The sequence below is a fragment of the Arthrobacter sp. D1-29 genome, from assembly GCF_054130585.1.
On record NZ_CP096383.1, the window covers coordinates 3,414,249 to 3,437,328 of the forward strand.

Here is a 23,080-nt window from a genome sequence, read left to right on the forward strand (position 1 = left end):
GACAGACCAAGCAGGCGGCACCGGAAAATATTGCGCAGTAGGAGACCAAACAGCAACTAAGTGCAATAGAAGATCAGATAGGCGGAATTACCGCCGGTGCAAGTCCACCTTAGCACCTTCGACGTCCACTGCCAGCTTCATCACGCGCCAGGCAATGTCAGGCGTGTTGGCTTGGGTGAACTCTTCGATGAACCTGACCACGTCGGAGGCTTCGGCCCCGCCGTTGGCCAGTACCAGCACCGTGGGTCCGGCGCCGGAAACAACGGCCGCCCGCCCTGTTGCGCGGAGGGCCGTGATGAGTGCTGCGCTGGGCCGCATGGCTGCGGCGCGGTAGCTCTGGTGGAGGTAGTCCTCAGTTCCGGGGTGGAGGAATTCCGGTTTTTGCGTCAGCGCGTGGATCAGCAGCGCGGCGCGGCCTGAGTTCATGGCTGCTGCGTGATGAGCCACTGAGGCAGGCAGCAGGGCCCTCGCCGCCTCGGTGGAAAGCTCGTAGTCAGGCACGGCAACTATGGGAACCACGGACTCGGCCACGGTTGCACAGGTACTGCTGTACCGGTCACTGTCCTGCCAGGACAGCGCCAGTCCGCCGAAAATAGCCGGTGCTACGTTGTCCGGGTGTCCTTCCAGCTCACTGGTGAGTTGGAGGACCCAATCCCGGTCGCGCCCGCTTTGCACCGGGACCAAAGCATTGGCGGCGGACACGGCGGCCACCACGGCACATGCCGAGGATCCCAACCCGCGGCCGTGCGGGTTCACGTTTTCCGCCGTGACCTTCAAGCCGCCGTGGCGGTAACCGAGACGCGCGAAAGCGGCCTCCATGGCTTTGATCACCAGATGGCTGGAATCCCGCGGAAGCGTATCCGCCCCCTCGCCGCTGAGCTCAAAGACGAGTTCGTCCGTCTCCAGGCTCTCCACGGTCAGGGTGTCATAAAGCGCCAGCGCCAGTCCCAGGCTGTCATAGCCCGGTCCGAGGTTCGCGCTGGTGGCCGGGACCCGGACCGTTACCCGCTGTCCGGCGTCGATGAGTGGCAGCCCAACAGTGGTCTGCGAGGTGGCGTCCACGCTATTTTTCTTCCAGTCCCAATTCGGCCGCAACCGTCACGACGTCGTTGGAGACCTTGACGGGCTGTACGTCACTGCCGTCTTCGGTGCGCAGGGCCCACTGGGGGTCCTTGAGGCCGTGGCCGGTGACCGTGATGACGATGGTTTTGCCTGCAGGAACCTCACCTGCGGCGTGCTTCTTGAGCAGGCCGGCGACACCGGCTGCGGAGCCGGGCTCCACAAAGACACCTTCGCGGGCGGAGAGCCAGCGGTGGGCGTCCAGGATCTCCTCATCTGTTACGGCATCGATGAATCCGCCGGACTCATCCCGGGCTTCGATCGCACCGTCCCAGGAGGCGGGATTGCCGATCCGGATGGCGGTGGCGATGGTGTCAGGTTCGGTGATGGGGTGGCCGGCTACAAAGGGGGCCGCGCCGGCAGCCTGGAAGCCCCACATCTGCGGCGTCCTGGTGGACACGGCAGGCAGGGTCCCGGCGGTCTCGGATTCGAACGGGGCCGAGTATTCCTTGTACCCCTTCCAGTACGCCGTGATGTTGCCGGCGTTGCCGACGGGGAGCACATGGATGTCCGGGGCGTCACCGAGGGCATCAACGATCTCGAAGGCCCCTGTCTTCTGGCCCTGGATGCGGGCCGGGTTGACGGAGTTGACCAGGAAAACCGGGTAGGACTCCCCCAGCTTCCGGGCAATGTCCAGGCAGTTGTCGAAGTTGCCGTCAACCTGGAGCAGCGTGGCGCCGTGGGCGATCGCCTGGCTGAGCTTGCCCATGGAGATCTTGCCTTCGGGCACCAGGACTGCGCATTTCAGCCCCGCGGCCGTGGCGTAGGCGGCTGCGGAGGCGGAGGTGTTGCCGGTGGAGGCACAGACCACAGCCTGGGCGCCGGACGCAACTGCTGCCGTCATGGCCATGGTCATGCCGCGGTCCTTGAACGAGCCGGTGGGGTTCATCCCCTCGACCTTCAGGTACACGGTGGAACCTGTCAGTTCGGAGAGCTTCTGCGCGTGGACCAGCGGAGTGCCGCCCTCGCCCAGGCTGATGACCCGGGTGGATTCCGTCACGGGCAGACGGTCAGCGTATTCGCGGATAACGCCGCGCCATTGGTGAGCCACTTAGACTCCTTCTACCCGCAGAACGGATGTAACTGAATTGATAACGTCCAGGCCCTTCACGGCCTCGACGGTGGCCGCGAGGGCAGCCTCGGATGCGCGGTGCGTGACAATCCGCAATTCGGCCGATTCCACGTTGGAAGCTGCGTCCTTGTGGATGGTCTGCCGCATGATTTCGATGGAGACGCCGTGCTCGGCAAAGAGCTGCGCGATGCGGGCCAGCACGCCCGGCTGATCTGCCACGTCGAGCCCGATGTAGTAACTGGTGGTGGAGGACTGGATGCCTAGGGCCGGAACGTGTCCGGTAGTGGTCTCGGTGCGTCCGGGGCCGCCCAGCACGATCCGGCGGGCTGCCGAGACGAGGTCACCCAGGACGGCAGACGCCGTCGGGGTTCCTCCCGCGCCCTGGCCGTAGAACATCAGTTCGCCGGCGTTCTCAGCCTCGATAAAGACCGCGTTGAAGGCCCCGTGCACCGCGGCGAGCGGATGTTCGCGCGGAAGCAGGGTGGGGTGCACCCTTACTGATACGCCTTCGATGCCGTCTGTTTCCGTGCCTGCGGGGGTCAATTTTTCGGCGATTGCCAGCAGTTTGATGACAAAGCCGGCGTCCTTGGCTGCGGCGATGTCCGCCGCGCTCACCGAGGTGATGCCTTCACAGTGCACATCCTCCAGGGCGAAACGCGTGTGGAAGGACAGCGAGGCGAGAATGGCTGCCTTGGCGGCGGCATCGTGCCCCTCGACGTCGGCGGTGGGGTCCGCCTCCGCGTAACCGAGGCGCTGGGCTTCTGCCAGGGCGTCGGCGAACTGCGCGCCAGTGGTGTCCATCTGGTCCAGGATGAAGTTGGTGGTGCCGTTGACGATGCCCAGGACGCGGGTGATCCGGTCCCCCGCCAGGCTGTCGCGGATGGGCCGCAGGATGGGGATGGCGCCGGCCACGGCGGCTTCGTAGGAAAGCTGGACGCCTGCCTTGTCGGCCTCTTCATAAAGGGTGGGGCCATCCTGGGCCAGCAGCGCCTTGTTGCCGGTAACCACGCCGGCGCCGTTGCGGAGTGCCGAAACGATCAGCGAGCGGGCAGGTTCAATCCCGCCCAGCAGCTCGATCACGAGGTCGGCATCCTTGACCAGGGTGTCGGCGTCGGTGGTGAACAGTTCCTGCGGCAGGTCAACATCGCGGCGGGCATTGACGTTTCGGACGGCAATGCCACTGAGCTCCAGCCTTGCACCGGTCCTGGAGGCAAGGGCGTCGGCGTCCTCAATGAGAATCCGCGCAACCTGGGCCCCAACGTTGCCACAGCCCAGCAGGGCTACTTTCAGGGTTCGCATTTCCGTCATTCAGACTCCCATGTCGCGGTTGAGCAAATCTTCTTCGGTTTCCCCGCGGACAATCAGCCGGGCAGATCCGTCGCGCACCGCGACAACGCCCGGCCGGGCCAGATAGTTGTAGTTACTCGACAGGGCCCAGCAGTAGGCGCCGGTACCCGGTACAGCAAGCAGATCACCGGCTGCCACGTCCTCGGGCAGATATACATCTCTAACAACTATGTCGCCGCTCTCGCAATGTTTGCCCACCACGCGGGACAGCTGCGGAGCCGCCGCGGACGTGCGGGAGGCAAGAATCGCCGAATAATCCGCGTCATAGAGCACCGGGCGGGCGTTATCGCTCATGCCGCCGTCCACCGACACATAGCGACGCGGATGCGTAACGTTCTCGGGCCCTTCTGCCTCGGCGGGCGCGTCGACGCGGACGGTCTTTAGCGTGCCCACCTCGTACAGCGTGAAGGTGGTGGTGCCAACGATGGCCCGGCCTGGTTCGATGGAAATTCGGGGTGCCGTGATGCCCAGTTCGGCACAGGTGGAACGTACGACGGCGGCCATCGCCGTCGCGATGTCAGCTGCGGGGCGGGGGGTGTCAACGGGTGTGTAGGCAATTCCGTAGCCACCGCCAAGGTCCAGTTCCGGCATCTGGACGGAGTATTTCTCTTGCATGGCGGCGAGGAACCGCAGAAGTTTCTCGGCTGCCAGCGCAAAGCCGTCCGGCTCAAAGATCTGGGACCCGATGTGGCAGTGCAGGCCCAGCAGTTCAATGCCCGGATGCGCCGAGGCTGCTGCAACGGCTTCCTCGGCTGCGGACAGGCCTGCCTTGTCGGTGGAGTCTCCGGCCATGGACAGGCCGAACTTCTGGTCCTCATGGGCAGTGGCGATGAATTCATGAGTGTGGGCATGGACACCAGGCGTCAGGCGGAGCATGACCTTGGCCTGCTCACCGCGGTGCTGGGCGATGGCGCCGAGGCGGACGAGTTCATCGAGGCTGTCCACCACGATCCGGCCCAGGCCCATGTCCAGCGCCCGGTTGATCTCCGCGTCGGACTTGTTGTTACCGTGCAACGCTACGCGGTCACCGGGAATGCCGGCGCGCGCGGCTACCGCCAGTTCGCCGCCGGAAGCTGTGTCCAGGCGCAGACCCTCTTCCTCAACCCACTTGACCACGGAGGTACAGAGGAAGGACTTGCCGGCGTAGTAGACGTCCACTCCCCCGCAAATGTCCTGGAAAGCTGCGTCGAAGGAGTCTTTGAACGCGCGTGCCCGGGCACGGAAGTCGGCCTCGTCCATCACAAAAAGCGGTGTTCCGAACTGTTCCTTCAGGGCGGCGACGTCGCGTCCTCCCACCGTCAGGACGCCGTCGTTGTTCCGCTTCACGCTGCCCGCCCACATGGGTTCCTGGAGGGCGTTCAGGTCAGCCGGCACCGCCAACCAGTCCGGGGCAAGGGGGGAGGCTTCGCTCCGGGCCTCTACTGACACGGGGTTCACATCCGTTCCGGCGCAGAGACGCCAAGGAGGTCAAGGCCATTGGCCAGCACCTGGCTGGTGGCATCGTTGAGCCACAGCCTGGTGCGGTTGACGTCGGTGACAGGTTCGTCGCCCAGGGGAGCCACGCGGCAGGCGTCATACCAGCGGTGGTAGGCGCCGGCGATAATCTCAAGGTGGCGGGCCACGCGGTGCGGCTCACGCAGCTCAGCGGCCATGGCCACAATTGACGGGTAGCTGCCCAGGTAGGAGAGCAGCTCGTTTTCCGTGGCGTGGTCCAGCACAGACGCGTCGAAGGCGCTGCGGTCCACGCCGGCGGCAACGGCGTTCCTGGCGGTGCCCCGTGAGCGCGCGTGAGCGTACTGCACGTAGAACACGGGGTTCTCGTTGCTGTGCTTCTTGAGGAGGTCCGGATCCAGCGTCAGCGGGGAGTCGGCAGGGAAACGGGCCAGTGAATACCGCACGGCGTCCTTGCCCAGCCAATCGATCAGGTCCTTGAGCTCGATGATGTTGCCGGCGCGCTTGGACAGTTTGGCTCCGTTGACGGAGACCAGCTGGCCGATCAGCACCTCGATGTTTGTCTCCGGGTCATCGCCCGCACAGGCTGCGATGGCCTTGAGCCGGTTGATGTACCCGTGGTGATCTGCGCCCAGCAGGTAGATCTTCTCGGTGAAGCCCCGGTCCTTCTTGGACAGGTAGTAGGCAGCATCGGCAGCGAAGTACGTTGGCTCGCCATTGGCCCGGATCATCACCCGGTCCTTGTCGTCCCCGAAGTCGGTGGTGCGCAGCCAGACGGCACCGCCGTCGTCGTAAACATGTCCCTGTTCACGGAGGCGGGCGACGGCACTTTCGATCGCCCCGGCGTCGTGCAGTTCCTGTTCCGAGAAGTAGACGTCGAAGTGGACGCCGAAGTCCGCGAGCGTGGACCTGATGTCCTTCATCTGTGCCTTGTAGGCGGCGGCCCGAATGACAGGAATCGCGGCCACCTTGGTGAGTTCGCGGATATCCGGGTGTTCTGTGAGCACCTCGTGGCCGAGGTCGGCAATGTACTGTCCGGGATAGCCGCCGTCGGGAACGGGCAGTCCGTGGAGCCGTGAGTACACCGACTGGGCAAAAACGTTCATCTGCGTACCGGCGTCGTTGATGTAGTACTCGGCCGTGACTTCGGCACCAGAGGCGCGCAGCACACGGGCGATGGAGTCGCCCAGGGCGGCCCAGCGGGTATGGCCGATATGCAGCGGACCGGTGGGGTTTGCCGAGACGAACTCCATGTTGACCACGTGGCCGGCCAGCACGGTAGTGGTTCCGTAGGCAGGTCCGGCTTCCACGATGGCCTTGGCCAAAGCGCCTGCTGCCGCCGCGTCAACGGTGATATTCAGGAATCCCGGCCCTGCAATATCCACGGCCGAAACGCCGTCGATCGTCTTCAGCCGGGCACTAAGGATGGTGGCGAACTCCCGGGGATTGGTCCCGGCCTGCTTGGCCAGCTGCAGGGCAATGTTGGTGGCCCAGTCTCCGTGTTCCCGGTTCTTTGGACGCTCCACTCGCACCTCGGCAGGCACGGCTGATGCAGAAAGGGCGATTTCGCCTGCGGCGACGGCTTCCTTCAGGCAGGTGGAGATGGCGAGGGAGAGTTCTTCGGGAGTCACGCCTCTAGCCTACCGGGGCCCGCCACGTGGAGGAATTTGGCATGTCCGGGCATTGCGCGCGGCTTCCTGAATACAGCCGGCGTGGGGCTCTCTCACAGGAACTACTGGCAAAGAACACAGAATGAACCATTACGCTGAATCCGACGTTGTGATCAGCGTAAGCACCCCCCGCCAACGAAACGAGCCCCTACATGAGACCGTCAGTCCGCAAGAGTGTTTTCGCCGGGATCGCCGGCATATCCCTTATTGGAACAGTGGCCGGCTGCGCGCCCTCTGCCACTCAGGACACGCCTGCAACCTCCGCCGGCGGCACGTCCAGCAGCGCGCCCGCGGCGACATCGTCCTCCTTGGCCACCAGCGGCTCCAGCTACAAGGACGGAACGTACAGCGCCGACGGGAACTATGTCTCGCCCAACGGCACCGAAACAGTTGGCGTGGAACTGACACTCGCCTCAGGCAAGGTCACCGCCGTCGAGATCACTCAGCACCCGTCCAATCCGAACACGCGAAAGTTCCAAGGGGAGTTCGCGGGCGGCATCGCGGCCCAGGTGGTCGGCAAGAGCATTGACGAACTCAAGGTCTCCAAGGTGGCCGGGTCATCGCTAACCAGCGGCGGCTTTAACGACGCGGTGGAAAAGATCAAGTCGGAGGCCAAGTAGGCAGTGCCGCACACGCACTGGGAAGACTTCAGCTTTGACGGTATCGGCACGCGCTGGGACGTCTCCACGCCGATACCGCTGAATCCTTCCGTGCGTGTGCGGCTGCTTGCCCTCGTGGAGCGTTACGACGGCGACTGGTCCCGTTTCCGGGACGACTCCACTGTGGGGGCCATGGCCCGGCGGCCCGGACGCTATGAACTGCCGGGCGAAGCCATTGCCCTGGGCGGCCTGTACAGCTCCCTCTATGGGATCACGGACGGCGCCATGACTCCCCTGATCGGAGGCAGTCTCGAACGCCTGGGCTACGACGCCGGGTACACCCTCCGCCCTGCCGGGGAAGCCTTGCCCGCACCGCGCTGGGAGGACGTCCTGGACTGGGACGGCCGCGTGCTGACCACCTCCGCCCCGCTGGTCCTGGACATCGGTGCTGCCGGCAAGGGCATGCTGGTGGACCTCCTGGCTGACGAACTGCGGTCCTGCGGAGTGGACACGTTCCTGGTCGATGCGAGCGGGGACCTCCTGAACAGCAGTTCCGAACCGCTCTCCGTGGCCCTCGAACACCCTTACGACACCAGCAAAGCCATCGGGACCATGCAGTTGCCTGGCGGCATGTCCTTGTGCGCCTCAGCATCCAACCGGCGGTCCTGGGGTGACGGCCTCCACCACGTGCTGGATGGCACCACGGGCCGGCCGGTCAGGACAGCAGTGGCAACGTGGGCCATGGCCGAGAGCACGCTGCTGGCCGACGGGCTGGCCACCGCGCTGTTTTTTGTTCCCGGGGCTGATCTGGAGAAGACCTTCGACTTTTCCTGGCTCACTGTTTTTTCCGATGGTAGCGCTGCCTACTCGGCAGGATTTGAAGGGACACTGTTCACATGAGCTCCGTTGATGCCCCCAAAACCGGCGCAGCCCTCTCCCCCGCCGCGCGGCTGGATACGGTGCTCGGCAGATTCACCATGTACCGGCTCATTCTCCTGGTGCTCGCCGCGCTGGCCGCCTACAGCCTGCTGCTCAACGCGCTCGGCTGGCTCACGTTTGGCATCCCGGAAATGCTGGTTCACCTGGCTTTGTGCCTTGGCCTGACGTATTCCTCGAACCGCGGGCTTGCGGTCCTGTTCCACGTCCGCCCGCATTCGGAATCTTCACTGATTACCGGGTTGCTCCTCTATTTCCTGTTCTGGCCGACGCTTGTGCCCGTGGATATGGCTGGCGTGGCATTGGCCTGTGTTCTTGCCTCGGCCTCCAAGTACGCGCTGGCCTGGCGCGGCCGCCACATCTTCAACCCGGCAGCGTTGGGCGCTTTTGTCACCGGCCTCACAGGGCTCAACATCGCCACCTGGTGGGCGGCAACTCCGGCAATGCTGTGGCTGTTGGTGCCCGGCATACTCCTGGTCCTGTACCGCACGCGGAAGTTCCTGATGGCGGCGGTGTTCACCGTTGTGGCCACGTCGATCGTCGCCGTGGAGCTGCTCCAGTCAGGTATGACCGCGGCCATGGCGTTGTGGCAGCCGCTGGCCCAGCGCCCCGTGCTGTTCTTTGTCGGTTTTATGCTGACTGAGCCGCTCACGTTGCCACCACGCCGATGGCAGCAGCTAGTACTGGCGGCAGGGGTTGGGGTGCTGTTTGCGGTGCCCTACAACTTCGGCTTTGTGGCCAACTCTCCCGAACTCGCCCTGCTGGTGGGCAACCTTTTGGCATTCATGGTGGGCCAGCGGGGTGGCTTGCGGCTGCGGTTTATGGGCGCCCGGCCGTTGACACCCACCACCACCGAATTCGCCTTCGAGCCCTCCCGCCCTGTCCGCTTTCGTCCCGGTCAGTACATGGAACTGGACCTTCCGCATGCTAAGTCCGATGGTAAGGGCCGACGCCGGGTGTTCAGCCTGACCAGCGCGCCCGACGCCGGAGCGGTCAAGTTCGGAGTCCGGACCGCCGAGCCGCTGTCTGCAGCCAAGAAGGTACTGCTGGAGTTGGAGCCGGGCGACACAGTGACAGCCACGTCCGTCGGAGGCGACTTTGTCCTTCCGCGTGATCCCCGAACTCCTGTTTTGCTGATTGCCGCCGGCATTGGCATCACGCCATATCTGGCGCATCTTGCGTCCGGAGCTGCCCAACAACGTGACATTGTCCTGCTGCTTTTGGCCAGGAATGCCGAAGAGATTGCCTATGCGGAGGAACTGAAAAACTCCGGAGCCAGGATCCTTGCCCGACTCGCAGATGGTTCGGCCCCTCCCGCGTTCATTACTGACGCAGGCACGATCACTGCGCCTGGGGCGGACGGTCGGTCTGGGGCGCGTGACAGCTCTGCCACTGACGCCTTGTCTCGTCCGGACGCCTTGGCCCGTCCGGACGCCGGGAACGGGGCGGGCGATGGAACCTCGGCCCGCGGCGCCAGGCTGGATGCCGCATCCCTCCGGGCTCTGGTGCCGGACATTGGCGAACGCGAGGTGTACGTTTCCGGTTCACCGACCAGCGTCGCCTCCCTGCGGCGCGCTGCGAAGAAGGCTGGAGCACGGAGGGTGCACGTGGACTCTTTCGCGGGCTACTGATGCGGATGTTTCGCCGTTTGGCTGCATACGGTTTCGGCACAGGGGGCCCGCGATTTTCCCTTGCGGGCCACCTTGCTGCTAAGCTCTAGGACGTCCCACCGGCAACGGCAGGATCCGGGAAATGCCCTCGTAGCTCAGGGGATAGAGCGTCTGCCTCCGGAGCAGAAGGCCGTAGGTTCGAATCCTATCGAGGGCACAGAGAAGAACCCCGCCGCTTACACAAGCGGCGGGGTTCTTTGGTTCCTCCCCCAGGGGAACGAAGGGCTCGCTGGCTACCTCATACCTGGTTTCGCAAGCCACGATCCGGTGCCATCTGTTATGCCAGAGCTGCCAATCTCAGGCAGGATCTTAGGCCAAGACGCTCTCAGGGTCGGGCTTGGGCAAGTCCGCGTTCCGATCCAGGAACGGTTCTCACTTCACTCCAACTTCGAAGCCCAGATCTGTCTCCAGACTATGTTCGGGAATCCGGCCCAATTTCGATCCGGACGAGCTTAGGGATTCAGCCAGGCTCCAGCTCCGGACACCGTTCGGGTTTAAGGCAGGCTCGAGCGCCGGTCATTGTTCGGGATTACGGGCCGGCTTCAGCTCCGGACGGTGTTCTGTGTCGCGTGCACGGGAAATCTCTGCCATCTGGTCCGGCCACTGGGGTGGTTCCCAGTCTTGGTGTTCGCTTTTGTACTCTCGGCCGGTGGGTGAGGTCCAGCCGGGTGGTTCGTTTTTGCTGGCCTGGGTTGGTTGCCAGGTGGTGTTGTGTTTGAGGTGGTGGTGTTTGGGGCAAGGCTGGCCGAGGTTGCTGATGCCGGTGGTGCCGCCGTCTGCCCAGGCGAGGAGGTGGTCTGCTTCGTTGTCGAGGGAGTGGTTGTTGCAGCCGGGGAAGGGGCATTTGGCGTCGCGGAGTCTGAGCCAGCGGCGCATGGCTGTGGTGAGCCGGTAGCTGGTTCGGCCGATTTCCAGTGGTGCGCCGTCGCGGGGGTCGGTCAGGACGCGGTGGAAGGAGTCGGCTCCGTTGGCGACCAGGTTCCTTGCCATGGAGGCCGGGATGGGGCCGTGGCCGTCCAGGGTGGCAGGTTCGTCGGTGAGGCCCAGGAGCGAGAACACGGGCACGGTGACCAGCACTTGGGCCCGCGGCGGCGGGACCTGCCCGGCAGTGCGCTCTGCGTCGCGACTGGCAAGGCTATTTGCGCCCTTGATTCCGCCGCCGTTGATACCTTCGCTGGCGCTTCCGCCGCCGTTGATCCCTCCGCTGCTGCTACGCCAGCTGGTGGTTTGGCCGCTGGTGCTTCCGGCGCCTATGAGAGTGCCGCTGTTAGTCCCACTATCAAGGAGTGCGCCGCTGGTGCCTCCGGCTCTGTCGCTGCCGGGGTTGCTGATCTCTCGGCAGAGGAGTGCGGCGGCGAGGGTGTCGGCGCGGAGCTGGGTGAGGGTGCGGGGCTCGGTGGGGCCTTGGAGTGCCCGGGCTGCGGCGGTGGTGTGTTCCCAGATGCCGGCGGCCTGGTCTGCGGGGAGGTAGGCGGAGAGCCAGGCCATCCCGTCGCGGTCCGGGGTGTACTCGAGGCGGCGGTCCAGGACGCATTTGGCGTGGCGGGTTTCGATCGAGACGGGGTGGTGGCGTTCGCGCCAGGTCCGGGCCCTGGCACGGAACCGGGAGGGTGTAAGGTCCCCGGCCAGGCAGGCGCGGGAAGCCTTGGCGGCGTCGGGGTCCAGGAAATGCGTTTCCAGGGCTGCCGCACCGGCGGGGCCCAGGCCGGCGGTTTCATCGCAGAGGATCCGGGCGTGCTGCCAGGACACGGCCCCGGCCTGCAGGGCAGCAAGGGTGCGGGGCAGTTCGGTGTTCAGCTGGCGGGACTGGACCAGGAACGCCGAGGCGGCGCCTACACTGATGGTCAGGACACAGGCCACCTCCGCGACCATGCCCATCTCCGCCACGGACTGTTCGTGCAGCGACGCCGACGGGGGAAGCAGGCGCCGGCAGATGTCCGCGTACGTGGCAGCAGCCCGGGCCTTCCGCGCAGCCGCCCGCGCCTCGTCACGGGCAGCCTCCGCCATGACGGCCAGGCACTCCTCCGCCAAATCCCGCAACGGATCAGAACCAGTATCAATTTCGGCTACTGAATCAGAAGCAGAATCAGAACCTGCGGCAGCAGCGGAGGAGGCCGCTTCGATCAGGACAAGGGCAGCACCAGGTGCTTCGACTGCCTCCAAGACTTCCCCGTTGTCCATACCCTTAGCTTGTCAGTGGGCACCGACATTTAACGGTCCCGAACCTCGCCTGCTCCCGAGGACGTTCCGCACCCGCAAGGCAGCAGCAAAACGGCATCCCGTAGGGCCCGCTTAGCTCTTCCAGCCCGAGTTCATCCCTCCCCGAGCTCATTCGACTCGGCTGGCGGGCAGTCAGGGGCGTAAGTGTCCGTTCGTGCAGCGTGAGAGCTTAAGTGCCCGTTCGGGCAGCGTGAGAGGTTAACTGCCCGTTCGCGCAGATTGGAAGGGCATAAGTGCGCAGGGTGGAGGAGCTCAAGTGCCCATTTAGCGCAGGGTGGAGGGGCTTCAGTGTCCGGTAGAGCCAAGCCAGAGGCTCAAGTGCTCGTTCCACTGCCAAGGGTGTTGCTTCCTCATATTGTCAGGGTCCCCTCGTAATCTGTTTCAACCAACTTCAGGGGGTACACCATGCAATTGTCAGCACAGAACGCTTCACCAGCACAGAACATTTCAACCGTGCGCTGTTCAATCATTCCGCCCTATCTGCTGCGGCGGCTGGCCCGTCAGGATGCACCTCAGTTCTCGGCCGCGGCCCGGGCTGCCAAGGAAGCGCTGGTTCACGTCAGGTCGTTCCAAGCGACGCGTACGCAGCCTGCACCTGCTGTTCCCCTGACGGTACGGCATGCGCGGCCAGGCCAACCACAACGTAGCGTCTATGATGCGGGCGGCACCGAAATCCTCCCCGGCAAACTGGTGCGAAAGGAAGGCGAGCCCGCATCCGGGGACGCGTCAACCGATGAAGCGTACGACGGACTGGGCCACACCCACCGCCTCTATGCCGACGTCTTTGGCCGTAATTCAATAGATGGCGAGGGGCTTCCGCTCGATGCCACCGTGCATTTCGGCAAGCTATATGACAACGCCTTCTGGGACGGAAGCCAGATGGTCTTTGGCGATGGTGACGGTGAGGTGTTTCAGCGCTTCACGCGGTCATTGAGCGTCATAGGGCATGAGCTTGCCCACGGTGTGACCCAGTACTCCGCTGGGCTGGCCTACCGCAATCAGGCTGGTGCCATCAACGAATCCATGTCAGATGTTTTTGGGGCCCTCGTGGAGCAGTATGTGAACAGGCAGTCCGTCAAGGAAGCCAGCTGGCTGATCGGCGAGGGACTCTTTACTCCTCAGGTGGAAGGCGCGGCCCTCCGTTCTCTTAAGGCCCCCGGAACAGCCTATGACGACGACGTTCTGGGCAAGGATCCGCAGCCCGACTCGATGGATTCATACGTTCGGACCAGCGCGGACAACGGCGGCGTCCACATCAACTCAGGCATCCCCAACCGCGCCTTCTACCTTGTGGCCGAAGCCCTGGACTCCAATGCATGGGAGGCCCCGGGGCAAATCTGGTACGACACCCTGACCTCAGGCTCGTTGCCTGTGACAGCAACCTTCAGCATCTTTGCAAGGGCCACGGCGTCCTCGGCAGTGGAACTCTTCGGCTCCGGCTCACCAGAGCATGACGCCGTGCTGCAGGCATGGGAAACTGTGAAGGTCAAGGTTTAGTCGAACGCCTGGTTGCGGACCAGCCGGCCAGGCTGCAGGGAAGCCCAGGAACCAGGCCATGAAAATCAGCGTGGAGCGCAGCGGCGGCATCGCCGCCTTCACCAGGGTGTGGACCGTAAACGCGGAAACCGAGAGCGCCAAGAGCCAGTGGCAGCCGATTGTCGAGGCCTGCCCCTGGGATGCCGTGCCCAGGACGCCACGGGCAGCGGCTGAAAGCACAGGAACCCAACCTGACCGCTTTATCTACTCCATCCAAGCCGGTCAGCGCCGGGCGGCGCTGCCGGAGCAGGCCGTCACCGGACCCTGGCGCGTCCTGGTGGACACCGCCCGTGCGGCGGCAGAAGATGCCAAGCCGCAACAGGAACAGCAACAGGAACAGGGACCCAACCAAGAACAGGGACCCAACCAGCGTCAGGCCTAAATCGCTTCCGCCAGCTGGCCCCGGAAGGCGCGCCGGTACGACTGGGGGCTTGTGTCCAACACCTTGGCGAAGTGGTGCCGCAGCAGCACGGTATGGCCAAAGCCGGACTCCCGTGCCACCTCATCGATATTCAGGTCAGTGGATTCAAGCAGTTCCTGGGCTCGCAGGACCCGCTGTGAGTTGAGCCAGGCAGCAGGTGTTGCCCCCGTTTCGGACCGGAAGCGGCGGGCGAAAGTCCTCGGCGACATGTGCACCCGGGCCGCGAGCTCACCAACGGTGTGCTCGGTCTCCAGGTTTTTCACCATCCAGCGCAGCAGCTCCTCCATGGGGGCGGAGCCACAGGTGGGCATGGGCCGCTCAATGAATTGGGCCTGGCCGCCGTCGCGGTGGGGCGGCACCACCATGTCACGCGCAATCGCGGTGGCCACATTCGCCCCAAGCTCCACCCGGACCAAGTGGAGGCATGCGTCAATTCCTGCGGCCGTGCCGGCGCTTGTGATCACGTTGCCGTCCTGCACGTAGAGTACGTTCTCATCCACCTGCACGTCCGGATAACGGCTGGCAAGTTCAGCGGAGTAATGCCAATGGGTGGTGCACCGCCTCCCGTTCAGCAGTCCGGCGCGGGCCAGGGCGAAGGCTCCGGAGCAGATGGACATCACCCAGGCTCCACTGGCGTCGGCAGCCCTCAAGGCTTCCAACACGGACTCCGGAACATCCTCGTCCCGCCCATAAGGGGTCATGATCACCAGGTCGGCATCCTCTGTTGCCTCCAGGCCCAGCTTGACGTCCATGGAGAGACCGGATTTGAGCTTTATGCTCCCGGGTACCGGCGTACAAACACGGAAATCGAAGGCCGGGACACCTGTGCCGCGCGCGGACCGGTCTATCCCGAACACCTCAAAGGCAGTGCCGAATTCGAAGATGGAAAAGTTGGAAACCACGATGACTGCCACTTTTTTAAGCATGCCTCCATTGTGGCAGAAATTATAGCTTTTTGGTCATTTCTGCCACTGTTCCCTGAAGTGCCGGCGGAGAACGATGGAGCTATGGAAATCTTCGGACTCATCATCGTCATCCTGCTCCTCCTCATCCTGGCAGCCACCTTCTCAGCGCTCCTGCGCGATGGCGGTGGACATACTCCCCCCGTCGCCTCCCACCATGAGTGGTCTGCCCTGGATCTGCCCAGCAGCAGCTACACCCTGCGGATCTTCTGACCCGCAGGCGCAACCGGGCTGCGGCAGCGTACGGGGAGCCGCCTCAACTTCCCAGTAGACTGTCAGCAGCCATGACATTTCATATCTCCTACCCTGCCGAGCTGCCGGTCTCCGAGCGCCGCGAGGACCTGATGGCGGCCATCGCCGCCAACCAGGTAACCATCATCGCCGGGGAGACCGGCTCCGGTAAGACCACCCAGATCCCCAAGATGTGCCTCGAACTCGGCCTTGGTGAAAACGGGTTGATCGGTCATACCCAGCCCCGACGGCTGGCTGCCCGCACCGTAGCCGAGCGCATCGCTGAGGAACTTGGCGTCGAAATTGGCCAGGAGGTGGGCTTCCAGGTCCGGTTCACCGGGGAAGTCAGCCGCGCCACCAAGGTCAAGCTCATGACCGACGGCATCCTGCTGGCTGAAATCCAGCGGGACAGGCTGCTGCGCAAGTACAACGCAATCATCATTGACGAAGCCCATGAGCGCAGCCTGAACATTGACTTCATCCTGGGCTACCTCAAGCGCATCCTGCCTCAGCGGCCGGATCTGAAAGTCATCATCACCTCAGCCACCATCGACCCTGAACGCTTCGCCAAGCACTTCGGCAGTGACGAGGCGCCCTCCCCCATCGTCGAGGTTTCCGGCCGTACTTTCCCTGTGGAGATACGCTACCGGCCGCTGTCCCAGCCAGCGGGCGGAGCGGATGAGGAAAGCGCCTCCGACGACGAACTGGAGGAAGACCGGGACCCCCTTGACGCCGTCTGCGACGCCGTAGACGAGTTAGCCACCGAGGCACCGGGCGACATCCTGGTCTTCTTCTCGGGCGAACGCGAGATCCGCGATGCGGCAGAGGCCTTGAATGCACGGATCCAGTCCAACCGCAGGCTCTCCGGCACCGAGGTGCTCCCGCTCTTTGCCCGCCTCAGCCTCCAGGAGCAGCACAAGGTTTTTCATCCTGGAAGCAAGCGCCGCATTGTCCTGGCCACCAACGTGGCCGAGACGTCCCTGACGGTTCCCGGGATCAAGTACGTCATCGACACGGGCACGGCACGCATCTCGCGCTATTCCCACCGCACCAAGGTCCAGCGCCTGCCCATTGAGCGCGTGTCGCAGGCGTCGGCGAACCAACGCTCCGGGCGCTGCGGACGCGTGTCGGATGGAATCGCCATTCGGCTCTACTCCGAGGAGGACTTCGAGTCCCGCCCGTTGTTCACCGATCCTGAAATCCTGCGGACAAACCTCGCCGCCGTCATCCTCCAGATGACAGCCATGGGCGTCGCCCGCGGCCCCAAGGACATCGAAAAGTTCCCGTTTGTGGAACCTCCGGATTCGCGCGCAATCAACGACGGCGTCACCCTCCTTCGCGAACTCGGCGCCCTTAGCGCTGTCCGCTTGGAAGAGGGCAACGGAAACGGCAACGGCGACGGCGACCGCAACAGAGGTGACAACACCAGAAACGGTGCCGGCAAAAACAAGAGCGGCCTGACCGCCGTCGGACAGCAGCTTGCCCAGCTGCCCGTGGACCCAAGGCTCGGCCGGATGATCGTGGAATCAGGCAGACGCGGCTGTGTCCGCGAAGTGATGATCCTCGCTGCTGCCCTGACCATCCAGGATCCGCGCGAGCGCCCAACGGACAAGCAGCAGCTGGCCGCCGAAAAGCACGCCCGCTTCCGTGATGAGAACTCCGACTTCACCGGATTCCTCAACCTGTGGAACTACCTGCAGGAGAAGCAGCAGGAACTGTCCTCCACCCAGTTCCGACGGCTCTGCCGCAACGAGTTCATCAACTACCTGCGGGTCCGTGAGTGGCAGGACCTTTTTGCCCAGCTCCGCCAGCTCGCCAGGCCCCTGGGGATCAGCCTGGACAATAAGCGCCTTGCCGATCCGGTGGGCAACCACGACGGTATCCACATCAGCCTGCTATCCGGGCTGCTGAGCCACATCGGCATCCTGGACGAGCGTAAACGCGAGTACGCCGGGGCCAGGGGCAGCCGCTTCGCCATCTTCCCGGGTTCGGCCCTGTTCAAGAAGTCGCCCACCTTTGTCATGGCGGCCGAGCTGGTGGAAACCAGCCGCCTGTGGGCGCGCGTGGCGGCCAAATTCGATCCCGTATGGGCCGAGCAGGTTGCCCCGGACCTCGTCAAGCGCAGCTACAGCGAACCCCACTGGTCCACGAAAATGGGCGCCGTGATGGCGTATGAAAAGGTCACGCTATACGGCGTGCCCATCATCCCGCAGCGGAGGGTCAACTATAGCCGAGTAGACCCGGTTCTGGCCCGCGAACTCTTCATCAGGCACGCCCTGGTGGAAGGCGACTGGAAGACCCACCACAAGTTCTTCCACCGCAACCGAGCCCTCCTGCTGGAGGTTGAGGAGCTCGAGGCCCGAATGCGCCGCCGCGACCTGTTGGTGGATGACGAGACACTCTTTGAGTTCTACGACGCGCGGATCGGACCCGACGTGGTGTCCGAGCGGCACTTCGACAAGTGGTGGAAGGAGGCCCGGCAGAAGAATCCGGACCTCCTGGACTACGACAAGTCCCTCCTCATCAATGAGGATGCCGACGAACTGGATGATTCGGCCTACCCCAAGAGCTGGTACCACAAGGGCTTTGAGCTGCCGCTGACCTACGAATTCCACCCTGTAGCGCCCGGCTCACCTCCTAATCCGTCCGACGGCGTCACAGCTGAAGTGCCGGTGCTATTCCTGAACCAGCTGGATGACGCCCCGTTCCGCTGGCTGATTCCCGGGCAGCGCGTTGAGCTGGTGACGGCCCTGATCAAGTCGCTGCCCAAACAGATCCGCAAGAACTTCGTACCCGCCCCTGACATTGCCCGGCAAGCTGTGGCGGCCCTCGAAGCCGATTTTGATCCCGCCACCGACGAACTGGAAGCATCACTTGAACTGGCCCTACGCCGGATCCGCGGACACGTTATCCCGCCAGGATCCTGGAATTGGGACGCCGTACCGCCGCACCTCCGCGTGAGCTTCAAGGTTGTGGACAGCAAGGGCAAGGTTCTGGATGAGGGCAAGGACCTTGGAGTTCTTCAGGAGCGCTTGGCACCCGCAACCCGCCGTGCCATCGCCGAATCCCTCGGAGCAACCCCCGGGACCACTGGTCCAGGCGCTCAGGGGAACGGTACCAAAGGCGGAGCCTCTGGCGGAGGCGCAGGCCGGGCGGGCGGCGTCGGACGCGGCGGCCAGGCCGCAGGCCACGGTGAAGTCGAGACCGATGCAGCCGGGCAAACCGGGTCCGCCTTGTTCAGGGAGCTCAGCGGCCTGACCGCCTGGACCTTCGGCACCCTTCAGCGCCAGGTCAGCAACACCGTCAAGGGACACACCGTTACCGGTTACCCTGCCTTGGTGGACGAGGGCACGTCGGTGGCGCTCCGGGTTTTCCAGACGCCCTCAGAACAGCTGGAGTCCATGCGTGGCGGCGTCATCAGGCTCCTCGCGCTCAGGGTGCCCGCGCCGGACCGCTATGTGCTGGAGCACCTGAACAACATTGAGAAACTGACCTTCAGCCAGAATCCGCACGGCTCAGTGTCCGCGCTGATAGCGGACTGCGCCCTCGCTGCGATCGACAAGCTGACGCCGGTGGAGCTGCCTTGGGACCGCGAAGCCTTTGACGCCCTCTATGAGCAGGTCCGGGCTGAACTGATCGATACCGTTTTCGGCGTGACCGCCGTGGTGGAGCGCATTCTCTCCAGCACCCGTCGGATCGAGAAGCAGCTCCGGGGAACCACCAGCCTGGCCCTGATCAGCGCCCTGAATGATGTGAAAAGCCAGTTGGAACAGCTGGTGTATCCGGGTTTTGTGGCCAAAACCGGGTACGCCCAGCTGAGTCAACTCCCCCGCTACCTCGCCGCCATCGAAAAACGGCTCGAACGTCTGCCAGGCAATGTCCAGCGCGATGCGCTTCACATGGCCGCCATCCAGCGGCTGGAGGACGACTACGACGACGCCGTCTCCGCCCTTCTCCCGGGGCGGCAGGCTGGTTCCGAACTGAAGCAGGTCCGCTGGATGATCGAGGAACTCAGGGTGAGCCTCTTCGCCGTCGAACTCGGCACGGCCTACTCCGTGTCGGAGAAACGGATCCGGGCCGTGCTGAATAAGGCTCTGGCCCCTGCCTAAGCCCTGAGCTCAGACCTTCGTCAGCTTTCCGGCACGAACTCCGCGTAGCCGGCTGCCCTCAATCCCTCACGCAGCTTCTCGGCGTTTGCGTCCAGTACGGCAGGGTCCGGATTCTGGTCAGCCGAGGCGAAGTCGAAGTCTGCCATGCTCTGGGATGGCCAGACGTGGACGTGGAAGTGGTTGATTTCGTAGCCTGCCACGATGAGTCCGGCACGCTGGGCGTTGAAAAGCTCCACCTGGACAGCGCCAATCCGCCGTGCCACTTCCATCACCTTCGCCAGCGTTTCCGGTGAGGCATCGGTCCAGCGGTCCACCTCTTCGGTAGGGACAACCAGGGTGTGCCCATCAGCCAGCGGGCCGGTGGTCAGGAACGCCGCAACGTCTGGTTCACGCCAAACGAAGCGGCCCGGAATTTCGCCGTTCAGGATCCTGGTGAACAGGGTACTCATGCGTTTGCCTCCTTGGCCGGAGCCTGCAGTGTGCTGGTGTCCAGCACAAACCGATATTTAACGTCGCCTGCCACCATACGGTCATAGGCATCATTCAGCTGGTCCGCGCGGACTATTTCGATGTCCGCAACCACGCCGTGTTCGGCGCAGAAGTCGAGCATCTCCTGGGTTTCGGCGATCCCGCCAATAAGCGAACCCGCATAAGCTATCCGACGGCGGATCAGCGCGCCGGGATTAACCGGAGGCATGGCCTCGGACGGCAATCCCAGCTGGAACAAAGCGCCGTCACGGCGCAGGGTGCGGAAAAACGGGTTCAGATCGTGCGGTGCCGCCACGGTGTCAATGATGACATCGATGCTCCGGCCAGCAGCAGCCATGGCGTCCTTGTCCGCCGAAAGGATGACTTCATCCGCTCCCAGCTCAAGCGCTGCCGGGACCTTCGACTCAGAGGTCGTGAAAACTTTCACCACTGCTCCCATGGCCTTGGCAAGCTTGACGGCCATGTGCCCCAGACCGCCCAGGCCCACCACGCCCACCACGTCGCCTTCCTCCACATTGAAGTGACGCAGCGGAGAGAAAGTGGTGACGCCGGCACAGAGCAGCGGGGCCACGGCAGCCGGGTCCAGGTTCCCGGGAACGTGGACCACATAGCGCCGGTCAACCACCACAGAGGACGAGTAGCCGCCTTGGGTGACGGAGCCGCCGTTGCGGGCATCTTGGGCCCCATAGGTCCCGGTCATACCGTTCTCGCAGTACTGTTCCAGTCCTTCCAGGCAGCTGTCGCACTCACGGCAGGAGTCCACCATGCAGCCGACACCCACCAGGTCGCCCGGGGAGAAATCATCGACGGCTGACCCCACGCGGCTGACAGTTCCAACGATTTCGTGGCCCGGCACCAGCGGATAGTGCTGTGATCCCCACTCGCCCCGCGTTGCGTGGACGTCGGAGTGGCACAGGCCGCAAAAGTCAATCGCAATCTCGACGTCATCCTCCTTGGGCACGCGCCGTGCCAGCGTCAGGGGCACCAAGCCGCTGTTGTCGGAGACGGCGCCATAAGCCGCCGCGAGGCGGTTACCGGCCAGGAGGTCATCGCTGTTCGCAGGAGAAGCAGGGCCGGTGACGGGAGAAATAGTTTGGGCGAGAGGAGGCGGTACGGGTCGTCCAGGAGTCATACTGCGACGCTACCCCCGCTGGCCGCGGCATTTCCACTCGACGGTGTGGTTCGGCTTGGTTGACCCAGCCTTGTCAAGGTTGATCGCCGCCGGGCTCCTTCCCGGTGACGACTGGCAGCGACGGATTATTGGACCACTCCGAGAAGGAACCTGGATAAAGCGAAGCCGGTATTCCCGCTATTTCCAGCGCTGCCACCTCATGGGCGGCAGTCACCCCGGAGCCGCAGTACACCGCCACCGGGACGTCGTCCCTGATTCCGAGCTCTTCGAAGCGCCGCCGGAGCTCCGCCGCCGGCAGGAAACGGCCGGACTCGTCCACATTATCCGACGTCGGTGCGCTGACGGCGCCGGGAATGTGGCCGGCGCGCGGATCAACAGGTTCGAACTCGCCCCGGTATCTTTCCCCTGCCCGGGCATCCAGGAGCACGCCTTTTCCCGCCCAGCTTCCTGCGGTGGCCGCATCAATAGCCGGCATCCCGCCTGCCTTATTGGAGTCATCGGCAGAGACATCGCTAAAAGAAACGTCGCCGGGAAGGGACTCCACCGGTCCCTCCTCTAGAGGGAGCCCGGCATTCTGCCAGGCGGCCAGGCCGCCGTCGAGCAGGTAGACCTCCTGGAGGCCCGCATTTCGGAGCATCCACCAGAGCCGGGCCGCGGCCATGTTGCCGCTGTTGTCGTAGGCCACCACAACGTCGCCGTCGTTGATCCCCCAACGCCTGGCTGCGGCCTGGAAATCGGCAGCAGCTGGAAGCGGATGCCTGCCGCGGGCAGGGACGGCAGGCGCGGCGAGCTCGGTGGGGAGATTCACGTATACGGCGCCTGGCAGATGGGAGGCGAGGTAGTGGTCCCGGCCGTGCGGATCCCCCAGGGCCCAGCGAACATCCAGCAGGACAGTCCGCTGGCCGGCAGCCCGCCGGGCTTCCAGGGTGGCTACATCCATCAGGGGGCCCATCATTCTCCTTGGGTGGGGTCAGCAGTGGGTCTGACCACTCTAGCCTCCGGAGCAGCGCGGGTAGGCTGGTGCGGTGAATAGGGCAAGCAGCACCGACCGCTCCTGGGCAGACCAGGCAGTCCGCAAGATCAGCGCAGAAAACAACCGCTCCGCCGACACCCATCTCTACTCGGTCCCCCTTCCACAACACTGGGGTGTCCAGCTCTATCTCAAGGACGAATCGACCCACCGCTCCGGAAGCCTCAAGCACAGGCTGGCCCGTTCCCTCTTCCTGTTCGGCCTGGTGAACGGTTGGATCAGGGAAGACACCACTATCGTGGAGGCCTCCAGCGGCAGCACAGCGGTCTCGGAGGCGTACTTCGCGCAGCTGTTAGGGCTTCCTTTTGTGGCAGTAATGACCCGGACTACCAGCCCTGAGAAAATCGCCCTGATTGAACAGTTCGGCGGCTCCTGCCTGCTGGTGGACCATGCATCAGAGGTGTACGCCGTGGCCAGGGAAGTAGCAGAAACCAGCCGCGGTCACTACATGGACCAGTTCACGTACGCCGAGCGGGCCACAGACTGGCGGGGCAACAACAACATTGCCGAATCCATCTTCCAGCAGCTGGAGCTGGAAGAGCACCCGGTGCCTGACTGGGTGGTTGTTGGCGCGGGCACAGGCGGCACCAGCGCCACCATAGGCCGGTACCTCCGCTACCACTGCCATCAGACCCGGCTGGCTGTGGTGGATCCCGAAAACTCAGCTTTCTATCCAGGCTGGCGTGACGGTGTGCCGGACTACAGCACCGGGATGCCGTCGCGGATCGAAGGCATCGGCCGGCCCAGGATGGAACCCAGCTTCGTCCCTTCTGTGATCGACCGTATGATTCAGGTCCCGGACGCCGCCTCCGTGGCCGCCATGCGGCATCTGAGGACTGTTGCTGACCTGCACGCCGGGCCCTCAACGGGCACCAACCTGTGGGGCGTCTGGCAGCTGGTAGCGGAGATGATCGCCGAGGGACGGCGTGGCAGTATTGTGTCGCTCATGTGCGACGGCGGCGAACGCTACGCGGGGAACTACTACAACCCTGCCTGGCTGGCCAGCCAGAATATGGATCCTGAGCCACACGAAGCGGTGCTCAAAAAGTTCTTCGACACGGGTGTTTGGGAGGGCTAGTTCCGGC

At 64.2% G+C, this 23,080-nt stretch carries 18 protein-coding genes and 1 tRNA gene; 9 read left to right on the forward strand and 10 right to left on the reverse strand.

All coding sequences use genetic code 11. The features are described from left to right. Positions 1 to 87: 87 nt before the first annotated feature. From thrB to argS, 5 genes are read right to left on the reverse strand one after another with little or no spacing between them, the layout of a single operon-like run. Positions 88 to 1,062: a homoserine kinase gene (thrB, locus tag M1E17_RS15380; RefSeq protein WP_457962846.1), complete on the reverse strand. Its 975-nt coding sequence runs from the start codon at positions 1,060 to 1,062 to the stop codon at positions 88 to 90. Between the two features lies 1 nt (position 1,063). Continuing rightward, complete coding sequence (gene thrC, locus M1E17_RS15385) at positions 1,064 to 2,170, reverse strand: threonine synthase (RefSeq protein ID WP_267275566.1); 1,107 nt, start codon at positions 2,168 to 2,170, stop codon at positions 1,064 to 1,066. Beyond that, positions 2,171 to 3,499 carry a homoserine dehydrogenase gene (locus M1E17_RS15390; RefSeq protein ID WP_457962847.1) on the reverse strand — a complete coding sequence of 443 codons (1,329 nt, stop codon included), beginning with the start codon at positions 3,497 to 3,499 and terminating at the stop codon, positions 2,171 to 2,173. Next, positions 3,500 to 4,966, reverse strand: coding sequence for a diaminopimelate decarboxylase (gene lysA / locus M1E17_RS15395; RefSeq protein WP_457962848.1), 1,467 nt, complete (start codon positions 4,964 to 4,966; stop codon positions 3,500 to 3,502). 5 nt (positions 4,967 to 4,971) lie between these two features. Further along, positions 4,972 to 6,621 (reverse strand): arginine--tRNA ligase, encoded by a 1,650-nt coding sequence (argS, locus tag M1E17_RS15400; protein ID WP_457962849.1) that lies wholly within the window; start codon positions 6,619 to 6,621, stop codon positions 4,972 to 4,974. Between the two features lie 191 nt (positions 6,622 to 6,812). Here argS and M1E17_RS15405 point away from each other — a divergent pair, with 191 nt between their 5' ends. The 4 genes from M1E17_RS15405 (at position 6,813) to M1E17_RS15420 (ending at position 10,022) form a co-directional block, all read left to right on the forward strand. Then, complete coding sequence (locus M1E17_RS15405) at positions 6,813 to 7,280, forward strand: FMN-binding protein (protein ID WP_457962850.1); 468 nt, start codon at positions 6,813 to 6,815, stop codon at positions 7,278 to 7,280. A gap of 3 nt (positions 7,281 to 7,283) precedes the next feature. Continuing rightward, complete coding sequence (locus M1E17_RS15410; RefSeq protein WP_457962851.1) at positions 7,284 to 8,159, forward strand: FAD:protein FMN transferase; 876 nt, start codon at positions 7,284 to 7,286, stop codon at positions 8,157 to 8,159. Next, positions 8,156 to 9,826 (forward strand): ferredoxin--NADP reductase, encoded by a 1,671-nt coding sequence (locus tag M1E17_RS15415; RefSeq protein WP_457962852.1) that lies wholly within the window; start codon positions 8,156 to 8,158, stop codon positions 9,824 to 9,826. The genes M1E17_RS15410 and M1E17_RS15415 overlap by 4 nt, the downstream gene beginning before the upstream one ends. Positions 9,827 to 9,949: 123 nt before the next feature. Then, positions 9,950 to 10,022, forward strand: a tRNA-Arg gene (locus tag M1E17_RS15420). Positions 10,023 to 10,381: 359 nt separating this feature from the next. On the opposite strand, the gene M1E17_RS15425 is transcribed toward M1E17_RS15420, so the two are convergent. Beyond that, positions 10,382 to 12,046: a DUF222 domain-containing protein gene (locus tag M1E17_RS15425; protein ID WP_457962853.1), complete on the reverse strand. Its 1,665-nt coding sequence runs from the start codon at positions 12,044 to 12,046 to the stop codon at positions 10,382 to 10,384. Between the two features lie 444 nt (positions 12,047 to 12,490). On the opposite strand from M1E17_RS15425, the gene M1E17_RS15430 reads away from it, so the two are divergent. Together M1E17_RS15430 and M1E17_RS15435 are read left to right on the forward strand one after the other, a co-directional pair. Next, positions 12,491 to 13,582 (forward strand): M4 family metallopeptidase, encoded by a 1,092-nt coding sequence (locus M1E17_RS15430; RefSeq protein WP_457962854.1) that lies wholly within the window; start codon positions 12,491 to 12,493, stop codon positions 13,580 to 13,582. A 58-nt stretch (positions 13,583 to 13,640) separates the two neighbouring features. Beyond that, positions 13,641 to 14,003, forward strand: coding sequence for a protealysin inhibitor emfourin (locus M1E17_RS15435; RefSeq protein ID WP_457962855.1), 363 nt, complete (start codon positions 13,641 to 13,643; stop codon positions 14,001 to 14,003). Here M1E17_RS15435 and M1E17_RS15440 read toward each other — a convergent pair. Next, on the reverse strand, positions 14,000 to 14,968 hold the full coding sequence (locus tag M1E17_RS15440; RefSeq protein WP_457962856.1) for a GlxA family transcriptional regulator: 969 nt from the start codon (positions 14,966 to 14,968) through the stop codon (positions 14,000 to 14,002). The two genes, M1E17_RS15435 and M1E17_RS15440, sit on opposite strands and share 4 nt — an antisense overlap. Positions 14,969 to 15,049: 81 nt before the next feature. Between M1E17_RS15440 and M1E17_RS15445 the strand changes: the two genes are divergently transcribed. Together M1E17_RS15445 and hrpA are read left to right on the forward strand one after the other, a co-directional pair. After that, positions 15,050 to 15,217: a hypothetical protein gene (locus M1E17_RS15445; protein ID WP_457962857.1), complete on the forward strand. Its 168-nt coding sequence runs from the start codon at positions 15,050 to 15,052 to the stop codon at positions 15,215 to 15,217. 71 nt (positions 15,218 to 15,288) lie between these two features. Beyond that, positions 15,289 to 19,344, forward strand: a complete 4,056-nt coding sequence (hrpA, locus tag M1E17_RS15450) for an ATP-dependent RNA helicase HrpA (protein ID WP_457962858.1) — start codon at positions 15,289 to 15,291, stop codon at positions 19,342 to 19,344. A 20-nt stretch (positions 19,345 to 19,364) separates the two neighbouring features. Here the strand turns inward: hrpA and M1E17_RS15455 are convergent, their stop codons facing one another. The 3 genes from M1E17_RS15455 to M1E17_RS15465 form a co-directional block, all read right to left on the reverse strand. Continuing rightward, a complete protein-coding gene (locus M1E17_RS15455; RefSeq protein WP_457962859.1) occupies positions 19,365 to 19,793 on the reverse strand; it encodes an HIT family protein in 429 nt (142 codons plus the stop codon). After that, the gene (locus M1E17_RS15460) at positions 19,790 to 20,965 is read right to left on the reverse strand and encodes an NAD(P)-dependent alcohol dehydrogenase (RefSeq protein ID WP_457962860.1); all 1,176 of its coding nucleotides are present in this window, start codon (positions 20,963 to 20,965) and stop codon (positions 19,790 to 19,792) included. The genes M1E17_RS15455 and M1E17_RS15460 overlap by 4 nt, the downstream gene beginning before the upstream one ends. A 73-nt stretch (positions 20,966 to 21,038) precedes the next feature. Then, positions 21,039 to 21,917 carry a sulfurtransferase gene (locus M1E17_RS15465; protein ID WP_457967779.1) on the reverse strand — a complete coding sequence of 293 codons (879 nt, stop codon included), beginning with the start codon at positions 21,915 to 21,917 and terminating at the stop codon, positions 21,039 to 21,041. Between the two features lie 73 nt (positions 21,918 to 21,990). Between M1E17_RS15465 and cds1 the strand changes: the two genes are divergently transcribed. Further along, the gene (gene cds1 / locus M1E17_RS15470; protein WP_457962861.1) at positions 21,991 to 23,073 is read left to right on the forward strand and encodes an L-cysteine desulfhydrase Cds1; all 1,083 of its coding nucleotides are present in this window, start codon (positions 21,991 to 21,993) and stop codon (positions 23,071 to 23,073) included. Positions 23,074 to 23,080: the final 7 nt, after the last annotated feature.

Excerpts from the sequence above, each read along its gene's own strand:
- hrpA (WP_457962858.1), top strand. The coding sequence starts at position 15,289 with ATGACATTTCATATCTCCTACCCTGCCGAGCTGCCGGTCTCCGAGCGC.
- M1E17_RS15445 (WP_457962857.1), top strand. The coding sequence starts at position 15,050 with ATGGAAATCTTCGGACTCATCATCGTCATCCTGCTCCTCCTCATCCTG.
- M1E17_RS15425 (WP_457962853.1), bottom strand. The coding sequence starts at position 12,046 with ATGGACAACGGGGAAGTCTTGGAGGCAGTCGAAGCACCTGGTGCTGCC.
- M1E17_RS15415 (WP_457962852.1), top strand. The coding sequence starts at position 8,156 with ATGAGCTCCGTTGATGCCCCCAAAACCGGCGCAGCCCTCTCCCCCGCC.
- M1E17_RS15435 (WP_457962855.1), top strand. The coding sequence starts at position 13,641 with ATGAAAATCAGCGTGGAGCGCAGCGGCGGCATCGCCGCCTTCACCAGG.
- M1E17_RS15430 (WP_457962854.1), top strand. The coding sequence starts at position 12,491 with ATGCAATTGTCAGCACAGAACGCTTCACCAGCACAGAACATTTCAACC.
- M1E17_RS15460 (WP_457962860.1), bottom strand. The coding sequence starts at position 20,965 with ATGACTCCTGGACGACCCGTACCGCCTCCTCTCGCCCAAACTATTTCT.
- M1E17_RS15455 (WP_457962859.1), bottom strand. The coding sequence starts at position 19,793 with ATGAGTACCCTGTTCACCAGGATCCTGAACGGCGAAATTCCGGGCCGC.
- M1E17_RS15465 (WP_457967779.1), bottom strand. The coding sequence starts at position 21,917 with ATGGGCCCCCTGATGGATGTAGCCACCCTGGAAGCCCGGCGGGCTGCC.
- M1E17_RS15440 (WP_457962856.1), bottom strand. The coding sequence starts at position 14,968 with ATGCTTAAAAAAGTGGCAGTCATCGTGGTTTCCAACTTTTCCATCTTC.
- M1E17_RS15390 (WP_457962847.1), bottom strand. The coding sequence starts at position 3,499 with ATGACGGAAATGCGAACCCTGAAAGTAGCCCTGCTGGGCTGTGGCAAC.
- M1E17_RS15405 (WP_457962850.1), top strand. The coding sequence starts at position 6,813 with ATGAGACCGTCAGTCCGCAAGAGTGTTTTCGCCGGGATCGCCGGCATA.